This window comes from Pseudomonas sp. FSL L8-0168, from assembly GCF_037976155.1.
Classification (GTDB): domain Bacteria; phylum Pseudomonadota; class Gammaproteobacteria; order Pseudomonadales; family Pseudomonadaceae; genus Aquipseudomonas; species Aquipseudomonas paracarnis.
In genome coordinates this window covers 290332-307148 of the sequence record NZ_CP150262.1, presented here as the reverse complement: position 1 = coordinate 307148, position 16817 = coordinate 290332, and the positions used below count along the sequence as shown (strand labels likewise).

The window sequence follows — 16817 nt, the reverse complement described above, 5'->3', positions numbered from 1 at the left end:
AAAATGCAACGCGTAACATCAAACCCATGCCAAACGGCACCCAACTTAAATACTCGGAGCACACCATCATGAAACGCCAAATCCTGCTTAGCCTCGCTTTCTCGGTACTCGCTGCAAACGCTTTTGCCCACCCGGTTGTCGCTGAAGGCGGCGCGGATCGCCTGATAGAAACCCGTGTTGCCGAAGGTGGCGCGGATCGCCTGCAAGAACGTGGTCTGGCTGAAGGCGGCGCTGATCGCTTGCAGGAACGTGGCCTGGCTGAAGGCGGTGCTGATCGCTTGCAGGAACGTGGTCTGGCTGAAGGCGGTGCTGATCGCTTGCAAGAACGTGGTCTGGCTGAAGGCGGTGCTGATCGCTTGCAGGAACGTGGTCTGGCTGAAGGGGGTGCCGAGCGTCTGCTGAGCACCCACGTATAACCCCGCACTGTTGGCGGGACACCCCAAACCGGCCTGATCAGCCGGTTTTTTTTCGTCTTCGATTGGCAAGGTCTCTACATCACACGCTGTCAGGCCGCCATCGCAGGCAAGCCAACGCCCACATTGGGATCGTGGGTGTATCAGGTCGTCTTCACACCCTGGGCGATCAGGAACTTCTTGCGATACGCCGCCGGCAGCATCCCCACCCGCTGCTGAAACAACCGCCTAAACGAATTACTGTCTTCATAACCCACAGCATACGTGATGCTATCGAGCGTCATACGTGTCGACTCAAGCATCTGCTTGGCTCGCTCCAGACGCAGGCTCTGCAGATAACCAATCGGTGTAGAGCCCGTGGCGTCCTTGAAGCGCCGCTTGAAATTACGCACGCCAAAGCCAAAGCGCTGGGCAACCTCGTCGATCACCAACGACTGCGCAAAGTGCTGCTCCAACCAGTGTTGCACACGCAGGATCTGCGCATCACCGTGGCTCTTGGGCAACGACCACATCGCATAGGCCGACTGTTCGGTGCGCCCGGCATCGATCAGCAAGTACTTGCCGCAGGTATGAGCCAGCTCCGGCGAGCCGAAACGGCGGATCAGGTGCAGCATCAAATCCATCGCCGCAGTGGCGCCACCGCACGTGACCAGCCGATTCTCTTCGCAGAGGATCTGCCGCTCATCCAGGCTGACCTGGGCATATCGACGCCGGAAGAACCCGGCAAATGCCCAGTGGGTCGTCGCACGCAAGCCGTGTAATAACCCCGTCTCGGCCAGCATGAACGCCGCCGTGCACATCGAAGCCAACACAGCGCCTTGCCCATGCTGCTGACGCAACCAGGGGCCGTAGGTGGCGAACGTCGGCATGGCTTCTTTGAGGGTAAAGAGAAAACCGGGAATCAGCACCAGGTCGGTATGCGCGATCTGCGCCAGTGAACCCTGCACTTGCAGGCATTGCCCGCCCCACGCCGTCACCGGCAGGCCGTCCAGGGACGCCAGCGTCACCTCGAAGGGCGGGCTGTCGGCGAAGAGATTGGCCGCGCTGAGCATTTCCATGGCCAGGGTGGCACTGGCAGCGGAGCATTGGTCCGCCAGGAGCAAGGTGACGTGCATGTAAAAACTCCAGCTTGCACTTTTCGCATGTAATAAGTCATTTACGCATCTACCTTAGCCGATTCCGGCTCCGTACAGTGCAGCCATTGATCAACTGTCTGGCGTCTTTATGAATCTCTGGTTTCGATTACTGCATATGCTGTTGCGCCGCCCCTGGCGCAAACCGGTCCATGGCCTGGCCACCACAGTGGTGCGCATGCGGGTCTGGCCCCTGGATCTGGACCTGAACCGGCATGTCACCAATGGCCGATATTTCACCCTGGCCGACGTGGCGCGCATGGATTTTGTGCTGCGCACCGGCGCCTTTCGCGTGGCCCTGCGCCACAAGGCCATGCCGATAGTCGGCGATACCTGGGGCAAGTTTCGCCGGGAATTGAAGCTGTTCGAAGCATTCGAAGTGCACACTCGCATTCTCGGCTGGGACCACAAGTGGAACCTGATGGAGCACCGTTTCGTCAGCAATGGGCGAGTGGTCGGCGTGGTGGTGATGCGTGGGTTGTTTCGCTCCGCCAAGGGCACCCTGCCCCCTTCCGAGTTCGTCCGCGAGCTGGGGTTGGACGACACCTCGCCGCCGATGCCGCAATGGCTCAGCGACTGGTCATGCAGTTGCGATGAGATGAGTGCGCAATTACGGGAACAAGAGCGAGCCTGAAGGGTGTTCAGACCACCGAAACGCGACTAACCGCATGTCGCTATTGGTCACACTCCATCCTTTGCCCGAGCGGAACTCTCGCAGCTTTTTCCTTCACCCAACAATGCGTCTGAAATTCAGACGCACTCCTCAGGAAACTTGCCTATTGGATATTCGCCTTACAGGTCCCCGCCCATGCTCAGTACGACCAAGCAAGCCAACCCCCACTGGTATGACGTCCCTTTCCACTCTACCAAGCCCGATGGGCCACCTCGCCAGCCACCGCTGATCGAGCCGCTAACCACTCCCCCTGCCTTGGCTGGCGCGACGCACGCGCCTGCACCGAAAACCTACAAGGAAGGGTTCGGCGACAGACACGACCTGCAAACGCTGACCACGAAACTCGGAGACATCGCGAAGCAATTGGATGTGAACACCACGCCTCAAGCGATACTGGCTGCCTTGAGAGCCCCCCTGGATATTCATCCTGACTCATCGTTCCCTGTGCGCCCCAGTGAAGGCGCGACACTGGAGAGCTTTATCAGGGCCAAGGGCTGGCCGATACCTACCACCCAACTTTCGCTGACCGAGCTGATAAAGACGGTGAAACAGGAAGCCCTGACGCAGCCGATGGGTAATTTTGGTGGCGCGTTGTCGTGGTCAATACCCCTGAGCCAGGCTGAGCAGAGCCGACTACGCATTATCTCCATGAGGTCTGACTACCTGAACGCCCTGGATGCCTTGCTGGCCCAGCACCCGCTAACCCCCGAGGTACAAAGTGACCCCGCGCAAGCACTGGAGGCCCTGCTCAGTTCCTCCGCAGGCCAAACGCTGGGTAAACACCTGCAGGAGCAATCCGGCGGTATCGCCACTGCCAACAGCGCCACCGACTACCTGATGGCTGCCATTCAGTTGCAACTGGACCCCGAATCCATTACCGCCCCTCAACGTAATAACGTGGCGGGGTTTGACCTGGCGCACGCGCGCCACTGGGGCAAACCCGCGTCTACAGTGCTGGATACGTTGAGCAAGCATTTGGTCGACAGTGGCAGGATCAGCCCTGTGCTGTCCAAAGTGGCTGCGTATGTGTTGCTGGCCAGGAAGGCCCCTGTTTACCTGATCAAAGACATACCGCCCTCCGTGAGGCACGGCAGCCCAGCCTGGCTGAACCTGGTCATTACCGTGGCGAGCATTGAAGCGAGTACGCCGGGGAAAGTCCCGAACATGACGTTTGCCCAAGTGATGCAGGAAGGCGAACATGCAAGGGTGGCGCAACCCGAGGCGGCTGCGCAAGCTCGTACAGCAGCGCTGGTAGATTGGGGGGTTTGCCATAACGTAATTGCCCGCAAGGACGACACGCAATACACCGTGCAAGAGCTGGAAACCCTGAAAACCACCTTCACAGCCCGACAGCAGGACATGCTAGGCGCCTCTGCCGCCTTGGATCTGGAATTGCCCACCCGAGAAAAGATGGCCATGGCCGTACTGGTGGAACGGTATGGCGACCTGGGTGATCTGTTCAAACAAAAACTGATCAAGACCAGCAACATTCCGCGCAGAGGGCAGAACAAGGCACACACATGGCTACCCGGCCTGCATTCGATGCTCGACATCGCAATGATGGATCTGAGATTGCCCTATCTCTTTGAAGCCGCGAACAAACGTGTACCGATCAACGACTTGAACGCCCGCTACCGATTTGGTGTGAGCGATAACTTCGAAAAGCGCTTTGAGGAAACAATCAAGAAGAAAAAGATCGCCCTCGCCACGACGGTCAAACACCTGATCGCGCAGCTCCCCCTGGAAGACCGTAGAAACTTTGAGTACGGCAAAGTTACGTATTATCGAAACTCATCCACTGAGTTGGGTTTCTGGAGCAAGTCCGACCCGGTGTATGAAAAAAACCTGCTGGTGAAAATTGAACGCGACGGGCAATCCAGCGGCTACCGTATCGACCCGACCAAAGGCGAAATCGTGCCCATTGAAATGTGGGCGCTGAAAGAACGTGAATCCAGGGAGGCGAATGTAGCGTTCAACACCAGCGTGTTCGTCCCCAAAAGCGTCAGTGCCGACCACGCAAACGAACGCGCCGGCGCAACTGACGCAGCTATTGATAGTTTTGCTACCGCCCGCACGCAAGACATTGCTGATGCCTTCGTTGAGCATTTCAATCTCGATGACCCGGATATCAAGAAATACGCCAGAGGGCAGACGACCCAGGACCTGGCGAACGAGAAAATCAATCAGGTAAACGATTTCTTCATGAACTTGATTCCTTTCCGCTCGGCAATTGAAAACTTTAAAAAAGGCAACAACGTCGAGGGCGGGTTTGACTTGGCCCTGGATGTGTTTGGCTTTCTCACAGCGGGCGCGGCCAATATCGGCAAACTCACCAAGGTCGCCGGCAGTGCCGCATCCCTTGCCACCAAGGTTGCGCGAACGGGCAAAGTCATCGGCATGGTCACCTTGAGCAACTTCAACCCTCTGGACGGGTTGGCTGACCTGGCCATTGGCGGCGCAAACCTGCTGAGCAAAGGGTTGACCAAAAGCACCGCGTGGCTGGCCAACATACGAAACACGGATAAAGCCCATGATTGGTTGAAGGCTATCAGCCAGGAGCATGGCAATGCATTGCTCGGTTCGATCACCTCCGGCGGGCGCACAGTTGATAGTGTTGTGGTATTCAAAAACGATCAGTGGCACCACTACGACCCCATCACCCGTCAACCCTACGGCACGCCGGTGAATGGCTTCACGCCGAGAGTCCTGGCAACCCAGGGTGAAATCAACGGCACCCTCAGCGAGTGGGTCGCCAACTGGTTCAACCCGGCAAAACCCGGCATACCCATACCGGAGGCCTTCAACGACGCAGTTGACGCAGCAAAAGCAACCACCACAGGCCACGCGGCATTCAATCAGGGGTACAACACGCTCGCCCCGGCCAGCATTTCTGGCTATTCAGCAGAGCTGGGCATCACTCAGTTGAAAAAACTGGCCACGGACGCCACCGCGTCACCCGAGGTACTGGGTAGCCTGTCCAGGCGTATCGACGAGCTGGAGGCGCTGCCAGGCAAAGTCAAAACACTCTACGAAAAGCTCATTCCGCCCACAAAGCCATTGCCCGGCAAGCCCGCGACGCCAGAACAATTGCAGTTTGAAGAGGCGCTCGCAAGGGGGGCTCCGGACGGGATCAACGGCTTCTCACCGACAATGAAAATGCATCAATTGCGCGAACTGATACTGGACCCGAAGCTGACGTCTGCCGAAGTCGGGGCTCTGTTCAAGCATTTGCAAAAACGAGCAATGGAAACCAGCTTAGAGCTAAGCAGAAAATTCGCTGATGACATGACCGCCGCCCATGGCACTTTGATCGCCATGCCGCAAGGGTATTACCTGAGCCAGGTCAACGTTGCATCCGAGGGCGGCTGCGCCGCGTTGGCGAATACCATGGCTATGGCCATGCTCGATGGCTCGGAAAACACCTTGATCAGCAACTTCTTCCTCAGTCTGGCGCACCCCAAACACCCTAATACTGAAAGGTTCCGCGACAGCCTGGAGAGATTTCAAAACACCCTCAGAGATGATTTTCACTCTGGGCAGCTCACCCGCAGTGCGACCTGCGACAGGATCATCTCGGATTTGGCAACGGCCACCACCTCCAAAGCCTTTCTTATCAGCAATTCAAAGCACGGTGTTACCGCTGGCGTCAAAATCACGAAGGACCAAAAGATCTGGTTTTACTATGACCCCAACTTCGGGCTCGTCAAATTCTCCAAGGAGGCGGACATGCGCAGCGGTATGGAGCGTGCACTCAATAGTGGCCAGACCAGCCATTTGTTCCAGCCGCTCAAAAAGGCCGATGGGTACACGGTGTCTGAATTCAACGAGTTATACCTGATCAACAAGATAGGGGATCCTCGAAGTGTCAGCGGGCTGTATTCGGCAGCGATATCGGTGACCTAGAGCGCCTGCAACACGTTTTAAAGCGTGTGCGTGACCTTCAAATGTCGGGCATACCACGGCCGCCGCGGCACGCGCTTGAACAACCCCTTGAGCACGTCCTCATCGGCGCCGAAGGTAATGCGCAGGGCCAGCTTCATGACTTCCGGATCCATTTCCATCGAACGCCCTCGTTGCAGCCCCGGTGTGGTACTGCAGCCATGGGTGTCCGGTCCCAGCCAAGGGTCGCCTACTTCAACCCAGCGGCCCTGTGCAAACCAGGCTACGCCGTTGACTTCCAGGCGGCTCACCTCGCCTGGGTTGAAGCGTTCGTGGGCGCGAAACCAGTCTTCGATGCGGTCATCGATCCAGCCGTGGAAATGCCAGAACACCGGGTTTACATGGGATGAAAACGGGTCGCCCAGAAAGTCGTTCTCCGGCGCATACCAACGTGGGGCAAAGTCCGCGGGGTCACGGGCGAAGGGTACCGGGGCGCCGTTGGACGGGTCGCGGGGCACCGAGGCCCAACGCATATGCAGCCAGTCGTGCAGGCCCAGTTCCATTTCCGAGCCCAACTGGCCCAGGGTCAACTTGGCCAGGTAACGCGGGTCGCGGTATTGGGATTCCCACACCTGGAAATTGCTGTGGTAGGTCTGGGCGGCCTTGATATCGCTGACCCACTGGGTGTAGTCGGCATCATCCGGCGCTGACCAACAGGGCGGCAGCGCGAAACCGTCGTGGTTGTCGAAGTAGCGCACAAAGCCCAGGCGATCACGCTCCAACGGCGGTTGCGGCTCGGGAAATTGCGGCCAGGACGGCAAGTCCTGCATGGAGCGTGCGGTGCCAAGCATATGGCGGTGCATGAAGAAGAAGTCGATGCCCGACCCATTGCGGTCCTTGCGCTTGCCGCGGGCGTCGCGCTCCTGGCCACGGGGCCCGGGTTGCCAGCCGATGCCACGCAGGGCCTCGCGTTTTTCTTCGGAGAGCTTGTGCCACTGATCGCGGGTGGCGTGCCACAGTTGGTGAAACAGCCGATGCTCGGGGGAAACCAGCCAGGCCAGCAAGGTCGGGTTGAGACCGATGCGCTGGCGGGCTTCGGGGAACAGTTGTTTGTGGGCGATAAAACGGTTGTCGCGTTCGGTCAGCGCCAAGGGCCGCTCAAGATCGAGGATGTGCCCGCTGAGGGTGGCGCTGCCGGCATTGCTGAAATCGGCCCAGACTTCATCTAGGGTCATTTTGAATTCATAGGCCGGCACACCGCCGGCGGAATCGCGGTCGATCAAGCGCCAATAGAGCACGGCGCCCTCGCCCGTCAGCACATCACCCAAGACGCGGTAGCGCGGCTCGCCGTCCGCACGCAGCTGCTCGGCGGTGTCCAGGTAACCGCGCAGGCCACGCCCACGGGGAGCGATGTCCAGCAGCAGCTCCAAGCCTTGCAGCGGCAGGCCCGCAAGGCCCGCATCGCGGCCTTCCAGGCGCAGGCTCCAGACGCCCCGCAGGGTGTTCGCCAGGTGCTGGCCCTGGGTGTCAGCGAGGTCGACCGTAGCTTCGTCGGGGGTGATGGGAAACTCGTCTTCCCGCGTCAACTCGCGATGGGCATAAAAGGCCGCAGGCACCGCTGCACCGGTCAGCGCCAGGCCTGCGATGAACCCACGTCGAGAGATTGTCATTGGCTACCTTAGGAAACGGCTTGATCAGAGCTAGAACGTTTGCAACCCGATGAAATTTACCGCCCTGCCCCCGCCACCTAAATTTCCCCCGTCATCGCTCGTCCTTCCCTGATAGCAAAGGCCTCAACTGACTGAGATGGCAATGACAAAATCACGTTCGAAAAAGGCGCTGTATATCGGCCTGCCGCTGGCCCTGGCTATCGGCGCCGGGGCTGGCTTGCTGGTCTGGGATCAGTGGTTCAAGGGCAACGCCGGCTACCCGCTGGAGGTGATCAAGCAGGCCAATGAAATGCAGGATCGCCTGTTGTCATTTGACAGCCATATCACCCTGCCCCTGGATTTCGGCACGGCGGGCAATGAGGCCGACAAGGATGGCAGCGGCCAGTTCGACCTGGCCAAGGCCGCCCGCGGCCGATTGTCGGGCGCCGCGCTGACGATCTTCGGCTGGCCGGAAATCTAGAACGGCGATAACGCTCCGCACAAACCCACCGATGGTTTTGTCGAAGAGGCCCGCCACGAGCAGGAGGTGCGCTACAAGATCATCTCCGGCATGGTGCGCGACTTTCCCAACCAGGTGGGCATCGCCTACACCCCGGACGATATGCGCCGCTTGCACGGCGAAGGCAAGTTCGCGATTTTTATCAGCATGCTCAACGCCTACCCCCTGGGCAATGACCTGAACCAGCTGGACCTGTGGGCCGCACGCGGCATGCGCATGTTCGGGTTCAGCTACATCGGCAATAACGCCTGGTCCGACTCGTCGCGCCCGCTGCCGTTTTTCAATGACTCCCCCGACGCCCTTGAAGGCCTGTCGCCGATCGGCCAGCAAGCGGTGCATCGCCTCAATGACCTGGGGGTGATCATCGACGTGTCGCAGATGTCGACCAAGGCCCTGGAGCAGGTCGCGCAGTTGAGCCGCACGCCGATGGTGGCGTCCCATTCGGCGCCTCGGGCGTCAGTGGATATCCCGCGCAACCTCAGCGACAAGGAACTGCAACTGATCAAGAACAGTGGCGGCGTGGTGCAGGTGGTGGGCTTCCCCGCCTACCTGCGCCCCTTGAGCCAGCCGACCCAGGACAAGCTCAATACCTTGCGCGCACGGTTCGACCTGCCGCCACTGCCGAATCTGGCCATGGCCCTGATGCCCGGCGATGCAATCATTGCCGCCTGGCCCGAGCAACGCTTCGGCCAATACGCCAGCGCGCTGTACGGCATTCTCGAGGAAGAGCCCAAGGCCACCCTCAAGGACCTCGGCGACGCCATCGACTACACCGTGCGCAAGATCGGCATCGATCATGTCGGCATTGCCTCGGACTTCAACGACGGCGGCGGCCTCCAGGGCTGGGAGAACGTCGGCGAAGTGCGCAACGTCACCGCCGAACTGATCCAGCGCGGCTACTCCGAAGCCGATATCGCCAAGCTGTGGGGAGGCAACTTCCTGCGGGTGTGGGACCAGGTCCAAAAAGCCGCCAAACCCTTGGCCAACCGCTAACCACCACGAAGTAAGTCCATGACCGACCGCCGTACATTTCTCAAGCAGGCCGGCGTCTTTGCCGCGAGCCTGCCGCTGGGCACCGCGTTGCTGCCTCAGGCAGTCGCCGCCGCCACGAACGACCCATGGACGGGATTGAAACAACTGTTCAACCAGGACCCCAATTACCTGCATTTTTCCAACTTCCTGGTGGCCTCGCACCCCAGGCCCGTGCGCGAGGCCATCGAACGCTACCGCCAACAGATCGACCGCAACCCTGGCCTGGCCATGGACTGGGACCTGCAGGAAACCTGGAAGCGTGAGGGCCAGGTACGCGAGTGGGCCGGCCGCTACCTGAACGCCACGCCAGCGCAGATCGCCCTGACCGGCAGCACGTCCGAAGGGCTGGCGATGATCTATGGCGGGATCAAGGTGCGCGCCGACCAGGAAATCCTCACCACGGTGCATGAGCATTACGCTACCGAGTTCAGCCTGGACTTCCGGGTACGCAAGGAGCAGACCCAGGTTCGCAAGATACGCCTGTTCAAAAACCCCAATCAGGTCTCGGCCGATGAAGTGCTGGGCAATATCCAGCGCAACATTCGCCCCAACACCCGTGTACTGGGCATGACCTGGGTGCAATCCGGCAGCGGCGTAAAACTGCCCATCGGTGAGATCGGCAAGCTGGTGGACGAACACAACCGCAACCGCGACGAGCCGGACCGACTGCTTTATATCGTCGATGGTGTGCACGGCTTCGGCGTGGAAGACCTCGACTTCCCCGCTATGCACTGCGACTTCTTCATCGCTGGCACCCACAAGTGGATGTTCGGCCCGCGGGGCACCGGCCTGGTGTGCGCCCGCGAGACCGAAAACAAATACGTCACGCCGATGATTCCGACCTTCTCCGAAGACAAAAACTTCGCCACGACCATGACGCCAGGCGGCTACCACGCCTTCGAACATCGCTGGGCCGCCGACGAAGCCTTCAAGTTGCACCTGCAACTGGGCAAGGCAGCGGTGCAGGCACGCATCCATGCCCTCAACACCGAACTCAAGGACCAACTGCTGGCCCACCCGCAGATCGAACTGGTCACGCCGCGCAGCCCCGAGCTGTCAGCAGGTTTCACCTTCTTTCGGGTCAAGAACCAGGACAGCGATGCCGTCGCGGCCTACCTGATGAAAAACCGCGTGGTGGTGGACGCGGTGGACCGTGACGTTGGCCCGGTGATTCGCACCTCGCCGGGCCTGCTTAACAACTCCGATGAGATCCAGCGCTTCATGACCCTGCTGAGCCAGCGGTTATGACCCCTTTTCCCTTTGAACGAGACGCCTCCATGACGCCATCCCGACTCAAACCGCTCACCGCACTGGCACTCACCGCCCTGTGCGGCGCCCTGCTGCCCGGCCTGGCCCATGCCGCCGCCCCACAACCGGGCAAGGTCTTCAAAGACTGCAAGGACTGCCCGGAAATGGTGGTGCTGCCCGCCGGCACCTTCACCATGGGTACCCCGGAAGACGAAGTGGGCCGCGAGCCCGACGAAGGCCCCATGCATGCCGTGACCTTCGCCAAGCCGTTCGCCATGAGCCGCTTCCACATCACCGCCGGCGAATGGGACAGCTACGTGCGCCAGACCGGAGTCAAGATCGCCAATGGCGACGACCGCCCCGGCCGCGAATGCATCGCCAGCAAGCCGCGCTACCCCCAGGGGCCACGTCAGCCGGCGGTGTGCATGGACATGGACGACATCAAGCAGTACGTGAGCTGGCTGTCGAAGAAGACCGGGCACACGTACCAGATGGTCAGCGAAGCCCAACGCGAATACGCCGCCCGCGCCGGCACCACCGGCCCGTTCCCCTTCCCGTTCGACGAAGGCAAGGGCTACAGCATCGCCCAGCACGCCAACACCTACGGCCCGGCGGACGGCTACAGCTATTCGTCGCCCGTGGGCAGCTACCCACCGAATGCCTTTGGCATGTATGACATGCACGGCAATGTGTATGAGCGGGTGGCTGATTGCGAGCATCCGAACTACGTCGGCGCGCCAACTGATGGCAGTGCCTGGGTGGAGCCCAACTGCGAGGCCTACCAGATTCGCGGCAATGACTGGGGCGAGGCGCCGGTGTTTTCACGCTCGGGCAATCGCAACAACATCTACCCGCAAACACGGGGGGATTGGATTGGGTTCCGGGTAGTACGCGAACTCTAATACCTTGTAGGAGCGAGGGGGACGCCTAGTTCTTGCTCGCTCCTACAGGGTTCAGCCTTGTTTGGCCAACAGCTCCAAGCCTTCATGCAATGCCGGGAACAGGCTGTTGTTGAAGTTGTTCCAGCGCAACTCAAGGATGGTGTCCTCGGGCGAAATCTCGGTCTTGAGCACGTCGTGGAACACCTCTCCCGAGTCGATGCCGTTATCCACGTAGTGGAATGACGCACCGGTCCAATACAACGGCTCGCACGCCTGAGTCGCCTTGGTTGCCCAGTCGGTAATCGCCTGCCCACGTGCGCCGTACAGCGCATTCCAGGTGGCGTACGCCCCACGGCGTTCGTAAGGCGACTCGAGGCGGGTGATGCCCGGATGAATGTTCATGATGCGCCGTGCAAACGGCGCACCCGGGCGCACCAGTTCGTCGAGGATCACCAGCAAACCATCCAGCACCACGATGTCAGCCTTCAACTCCACCAGGGTGTCATGCAGCCGACGCTCGAAATCCTGCTTGCCGGCGACATGTTCGGCGCTGCCCCGTGGCAGGCGACGATAGGTCGACGGCACGCTGAGCAGCAGGTCATTGACCAACGTGCCTTGCACACGCAAATCCGCCGGGTACAACCACTGGCGACCCGGCTGGTAAGCAAAGCCATAGTCCGCCACCAACTGCTGGTCCCGCGGGTTGTGCTCATCGTCGTCATACACCACGCCTACGAGGTTGTAAGCCTCGCCCAGCGACGTGTCGTTGAGCGAGCCCACCAGAAACTCCAGCACCGATTTCATATAGCGCTCGTGGTCTTTATAGGCCACCGGTTGCCCCGCCTTGTCGGCGGCGGCGTTTCTCAGGGACCAGACATACACCAGGTTCTTTTTCGTCATGTGTTTCGCTCTCGCTCAAAGGGTCACGCACGGCATTGATACACGTGCGCCTACAGAACAAGAACGAACCAGGCCCCGGGCAATTTATCGCCCACTGCCACCGCCCGGCACGCCGCGCTAAATAGTCACGCCACAGCTTCGTTTGTCATGGGTAAGGGTCTGTGTGCCCAGCCCCCTCTTTTTCACTTTCCGGGAAGTATTTATGACCGACCCCAAGCGCGGCGCCTTCAAAGGTTTGCTCGCATTGCTCAGGCCCTTTCGCACCATCGTGACGGTGTCCGTCGCCCTTGGCATGGCGGGCGGCCTGGCCATTACCTTGCTGTTGGCGACGATTAACAATGCCCTGCATTCGGCGGGGGGCATGACCCAGGGTGTGGTGTTGACCTTCGCCGCATTGTGCGTGGTGGCGCTGGTCAGCTCGATCATTTCCGACATCGGCACCAACTACGTCGGGCAACGGATCATTGCCGCCCTGCGCAAGGACCTGGGTGAAAAAGTGCTGTCAGCGCCCATCGGGCAGATCGAGCAATATCGCTCTCACCGCCTGATCCCGGTGCTGACCCACGACGTGGACACCATCAGCGATTTTTCCTTTGCCTTCACGCCCCTGGCCATCGCCGCCACCGTTACCCTGGGATGCCTGGGTTACCTGGCTTACCTGTCCGTGCCGATGTTCCTGATGATGGTGGTCGCAATCATCATCGGCAGCGCCGTGCAATTCATCGCCGGTGGCAAAGGCATTCAGGGCTTCGATCTGGCCCGCAGCCACGAAGATGAATTGCAGCGTTACTACAATGCGATTGCTTCTGGCGCCAAGGAACTGCGCATGCACCGCCCGCGGCGGTTTCGCATGAACACCCACCGCATCCAGGAAACCGCAGACCGCATCAGCGATATCCAGGTGCGTTCGGTCAACATCTATATCCTGGCCAAGACCTTTGGCTCGATGCTGTTCTTCGTGGTCATCGGCCTGGCCCTGGCGATGCAGGCCTACAATCCCAACCCCGATCCCACCGTGATTACCGGCTTCGTGCTGGTACTGCTGTATATGAAAGGCCCGCTGGAACACCTGCTGGGCTATTTGCCCGTCGTTGGCAAGGCGAAGATTGCCTTTGGGCGCATCAGCGAACTGTCGGAACGTTTTTCTTCGCCCGAGCCCCACTTGTTGATGGACGACAGTGAAGCGCCGAAGCCTGTGGTCAACAGCCTCGAACTGCGCGGCGTCAGCTACAGCCCGCCAGCGGTTGAAGGCAGCCAACCGTTCCACCTGGGGCCGATCAACCTGAGCATCAAACAAGGCGATATCGTGTTTGTCGTCGGCGAGAACGGCAGCGGCAAGACCACCCTGATCAAATTGCTGCTGGGCCTGTATCCGCCTCAGGCGGGTGAGATCCTGCTCAACGGTACAGCGGTGACCGACCCAGAGCGCGATGATTATCGCCAGTTGTTCACCACGGTGTTTTCCGACTATTACCTGTTCGATGACCTGGTACAAGGCAGTGCCACCCAGTCCCTGGACAGCGCCACCCAATACCTTGAGCGCCTGGAAATCGCGCACAAGGTCAGCGTCAAGGACGGTGTGTTCAGCACCACTGACCTGTCCACCGGCCAACGCAAGCGCCTGGCCCTGGTCAATGCCTGGCTGGAGGAGCGCCCGGTACTGGTATTCGACGAATGGGCCGCCGACCAGGACCCGGCCTTCCGCCGCATCTTCTACACCGAGCTGCTGCCGGACCTCAAACGCCTGGGCAAGACCATCATCGTGATCAGCCACGACGACCGTTATTTCGACATCGCCGATCATTTGGTGCGCCTGCGCGCCGGTCAGGTGGTGCATGAGATGGAGCCTGCATGAAGTACCGGAATAATTTTTTCCGGTTTTGCGAAGTAGGAACGTCTCACTAGTGGTAATGAGAACTAAACTCAATAAACACTTAGAATTGCCCACTTAAAACATAGAAGAGAAAGCATCCATGCCAGCACGACTCGGTCTCAGCCCCCTGAGCAAAGCGCTATCCATGCGCCGGGCCCTGAACATCAACCTCTTGCCCAGTACCCTGGCGTTGGCTGTGTCGATGCCGATTGCAGGCTATGTGCAGGCCCAGGAGATCGAGTTGAATATTCCTGCACAGTCGCTGGGGAGCGCACTGCAGGAATTTGGCCGCCAGACCAATGTGCAAGTGCTCTACAGCCCGGGCGATGTGCAGGGCAAGAACAGCCCCGCCGTCAAGGGCAAGATGCAGCCACAGCAGGCCATCAATGCATTGCTGGCCGGTAGCCAGACCACCTATAACCTCAACGGCAACACCTTGACTGTCACTGCTGCTGGTAGTGGTGGTGGGCTGGAGCTGAGCCCGACGCAAGTCACTGGCAACATGCTGGGTAACGTCACCGAGAATACCGGCTCCTATACGCCAGGCTCGATTGCCACCGCAACGCGCCTGGTCCTGACGCCCAAGGAAACCCCGCAATCGGTGACCGTGGTCACGCGTCAGCACATGGACGACTTTGGCCTGAACAGTGTCGACGACGTGATGCGCCACACGCCGGGCATTACCGTTTCAGCCTTCGATACTGAGCGCAGCAACTACTACGCTCGTGGTTTCTCTATCAACAACTTCCAATATGACGGGATCCCTTCCACCGCACGCAACGTGGCTTACTCGGCGGGGAACACGCTGAGCGACATGGCGATCTACGACCGTGTTGAAGTACTCAAGGGCGCGACTGGCCTGCTGACCGGTGCTGGTTCACTGGGGGCCACCATCAACCTGGTACGCAAAAAGCCGACCTCTGAGTTCCAAGGTCATGCCACGCTGGGTGCCGGTTCGTGGGACAACTACCGCAGCGAGTTGGATGTGAGTGGCCCGCTGACCGAGACCGGCAATATCCGTGGCCGGGCCGTCGCCGCCTATCAGGACAAACACTCGTTCATGGACCGCTACGAGCGCAAAAGCCCGACTTACTACGGCATCATGGAGTTCGACCTGTCTCCCGATACCCTGCTGACAGTCGGCGGCGATTATCAGGACAGCCTGCCGAAAGGCTCATCCTGGTCGGGCAGTTTCCCATTGATCGACGCCCAGGGTAATCGCAACGACGTCAAGCGCTCGTTCAACAACGCGGCCGACTGGAGCAGTTGGGAGCAATACACCCGCACCGTCTTCGCCATGTTGGAGCACGACCTGGGGGATGGCTGGATAACCAAACTGCAACTGGATCACAAGATCAACGGCTACCACGCACTCATGGGTTCCATTCAGGGTGACACCCCGGGATTGGATGGTAAGTCACAGCTGACTTCGGGCAAATACACCGGTGAAACCGTCAGTGACTCCGCCGATCTGTATGTGAGCGGCCCCTTCAGCCTGGGAGGCAGGGAGCATGAACTGGTATTCGGCGGTTCCATCAGCGCTTCGGAATGGAATGGCAATGGTTACTGGAACCTCGCCCCCAACCTGGTGGACTTCAATAACTGGCACGGCAACGCACCGCAACCTGATTGGGGCAAACCACAATCGAAAATCGACGACACCGTCCGCCAGACCGGCATGTACATGACAACACGGCTGAACCTTGCTGACGACCTGAAGCTGCTGCTCGGTGGCCGGGTAGTCAACTACACGGTGACCGGCTACAACCCTACCTATCGCGAGTCAGGACGCTTTGTACCTTATGTCGGTGCGGTGTACGACCTGAATGACACCTACTCGGTTTACGCCAGCTACACCGATATTTTCATGCCCCAGGAAAGCTATAACCGCGACAGGGACAACAAGCTGCTTGAGCCGGACGAAGGCCAGAATTGGGAGTTGGGTGTAAAGGCCGACTTCCTGGATGGTCGTGTAAACGCCAGTGCGGCCTACTTCGAGATCCATGAAGACAACCGTTCCGTTTCGGACGATGACTACAACAACTTGAAACCTACCCCCTCGAACTACGCGTTCAAAGGCACCCAGGCCGTGACGAAGGGGTACGAGCTGGAGATGTCCGGCGAACTGGCTCCGGGCTGGCAGCTCCAGGCTGGCTATACGCACAAGATTGTGCGTGACGACAAAGACGTCAAGATTTCCACTTTCGAACCCGAAGACCAGGTCAGCCTGTACACCACTTACAAGCTCAAGGGTAATCTTGACAAGTTGACCGTTGGCGGTGGCGCTCGCTGGCAGAGCGTTGGCTGGCAGAATATCTATAACTCTCCCCGTGGTGGCTACGAGGAGTTCTCTCAAGAAGCGTACTGGTTGGTGGACCTGATGACCCGTTATCAATTCACTAAAAACGTGTCGGCGACGCTGAACATCAACAACGTTTTCGACAAGTCCTATTACACCAACATCGGCTTCTACAATTCTGCCGCTTATGGTGAACCCCGTAACTTCATGCTCAGCACTCGCTGGGACTTCTAAAGCAGGATCAGACGCCCCGAGGCAATGACTGCCCGGGGCGTTTTGTTTGTCCGAATAAATACTATAGATAGGGCCATAAAAAA

At 59.4% G+C, this 16817-nt stretch carries 10 protein-coding genes and 1 pseudogene; 8 read left to right on the top strand and 3 right to left on the bottom strand.

Translation table 11 applies throughout. The annotated features are described in order from the left end of the window. The first annotated feature begins 68 nt into the window (after positions 1 to 68). Positions 69 to 416, top strand: a complete 348-nt coding sequence (locus MHH62_RS01300) for a hypothetical protein (RefSeq protein ID WP_081036792.1) — start codon at positions 69 to 71, stop codon at positions 414 to 416. A gap of 140 nt (positions 417 to 556) precedes the next feature. Here MHH62_RS01300 and MHH62_RS01295 read toward each other — a convergent pair whose 3' ends face one another. Then, positions 557 to 1528 (bottom strand): helix-turn-helix domain-containing protein, encoded by a 972-nt coding sequence (locus MHH62_RS01295; protein WP_339232270.1) that lies wholly within the window; start codon positions 1526 to 1528, stop codon positions 557 to 559. Between the two features lie 109 nt (positions 1529 to 1637). Between MHH62_RS01295 and MHH62_RS01290 the strand changes: the two genes are divergently transcribed. Further along, positions 1638 to 2180: a thioesterase family protein gene (locus MHH62_RS01290; protein ID WP_014718812.1), complete on the top strand. Its 543-nt coding sequence runs from the start codon at positions 1638 to 1640 to the stop codon at positions 2178 to 2180. A gap of 174 nt (positions 2181 to 2354) precedes the next feature. Next, complete coding sequence (locus tag MHH62_RS01285) at positions 2355 to 6122, top strand: hypothetical protein (RefSeq protein ID WP_339232269.1); 3768 nt, start codon at positions 2355 to 2357, stop codon at positions 6120 to 6122. Between the two features lie 17 nt (positions 6123 to 6139). Here MHH62_RS01285 and MHH62_RS01280 read toward each other — a convergent pair whose 3' ends face one another. After that, entirely contained in the window at positions 6140 to 7768 is a 1629-nt protein-coding gene (locus MHH62_RS01280; RefSeq protein WP_339232268.1) for a PvdJ/PvdD/PvdP-like protein, read from the bottom strand. A 142-nt stretch (positions 7769 to 7910) separates the two neighbouring features. Between MHH62_RS01280 and pvdM the strand changes: the two are divergent. From pvdM to MHH62_RS01265, 3 genes and pseudogenes are all read left to right on the top strand, one after another. Further along, positions 7911 to 9260: pseudogene (gene pvdM / locus MHH62_RS01275) on the top strand (pyoverdine-tailoring dipeptidase-like protein PvdM). An 18-nt stretch (positions 9261 to 9278) separates the two neighbouring features. Beyond that, complete coding sequence (locus tag MHH62_RS01270; RefSeq protein ID WP_020303054.1) at positions 9279 to 10547, top strand: aminotransferase class V-fold PLP-dependent enzyme; 1269 nt, start codon at positions 9279 to 9281, stop codon at positions 10545 to 10547. Positions 10548 to 10576: 29 nt separating this feature from the next. Beyond that, positions 10577 to 11449, top strand: coding sequence for a formylglycine-generating enzyme family protein (locus tag MHH62_RS01265; protein ID WP_014718817.1), 873 nt, complete (start codon positions 10577 to 10579; stop codon positions 11447 to 11449). Positions 11450 to 11500: 51 nt separating this feature from the next. On the opposite strand, the gene MHH62_RS01260 is transcribed toward MHH62_RS01265, so the two are convergent. Continuing rightward, positions 11501 to 12328, bottom strand: coding sequence for a N(5)-hydroxyornithine transformylase PvdF (locus MHH62_RS01260; protein WP_014718818.1), 828 nt, complete (start codon positions 12326 to 12328; stop codon positions 11501 to 11503). 202 nt (positions 12329 to 12530) lie between these two features. On the opposite strand from MHH62_RS01260, the gene MHH62_RS01255 reads away from it, so the two are divergent. Both MHH62_RS01255 and MHH62_RS01250 read left to right on the top strand, forming a co-directional pair. Next, entirely contained in the window at positions 12531 to 14183 is a 1653-nt protein-coding gene (locus MHH62_RS01255; protein WP_019816834.1) for a cyclic peptide export ABC transporter, read from the top strand. 118 nt (positions 14184 to 14301) lie between these two features. Then, a complete protein-coding gene (locus MHH62_RS01250) occupies positions 14302 to 16734 on the top strand; it encodes a TonB-dependent siderophore receptor (RefSeq protein ID WP_173877515.1) in 2433 nt (810 codons plus the stop codon). The last annotated feature ends 83 nt before the right edge of the window (positions 16735 to 16817 follow it).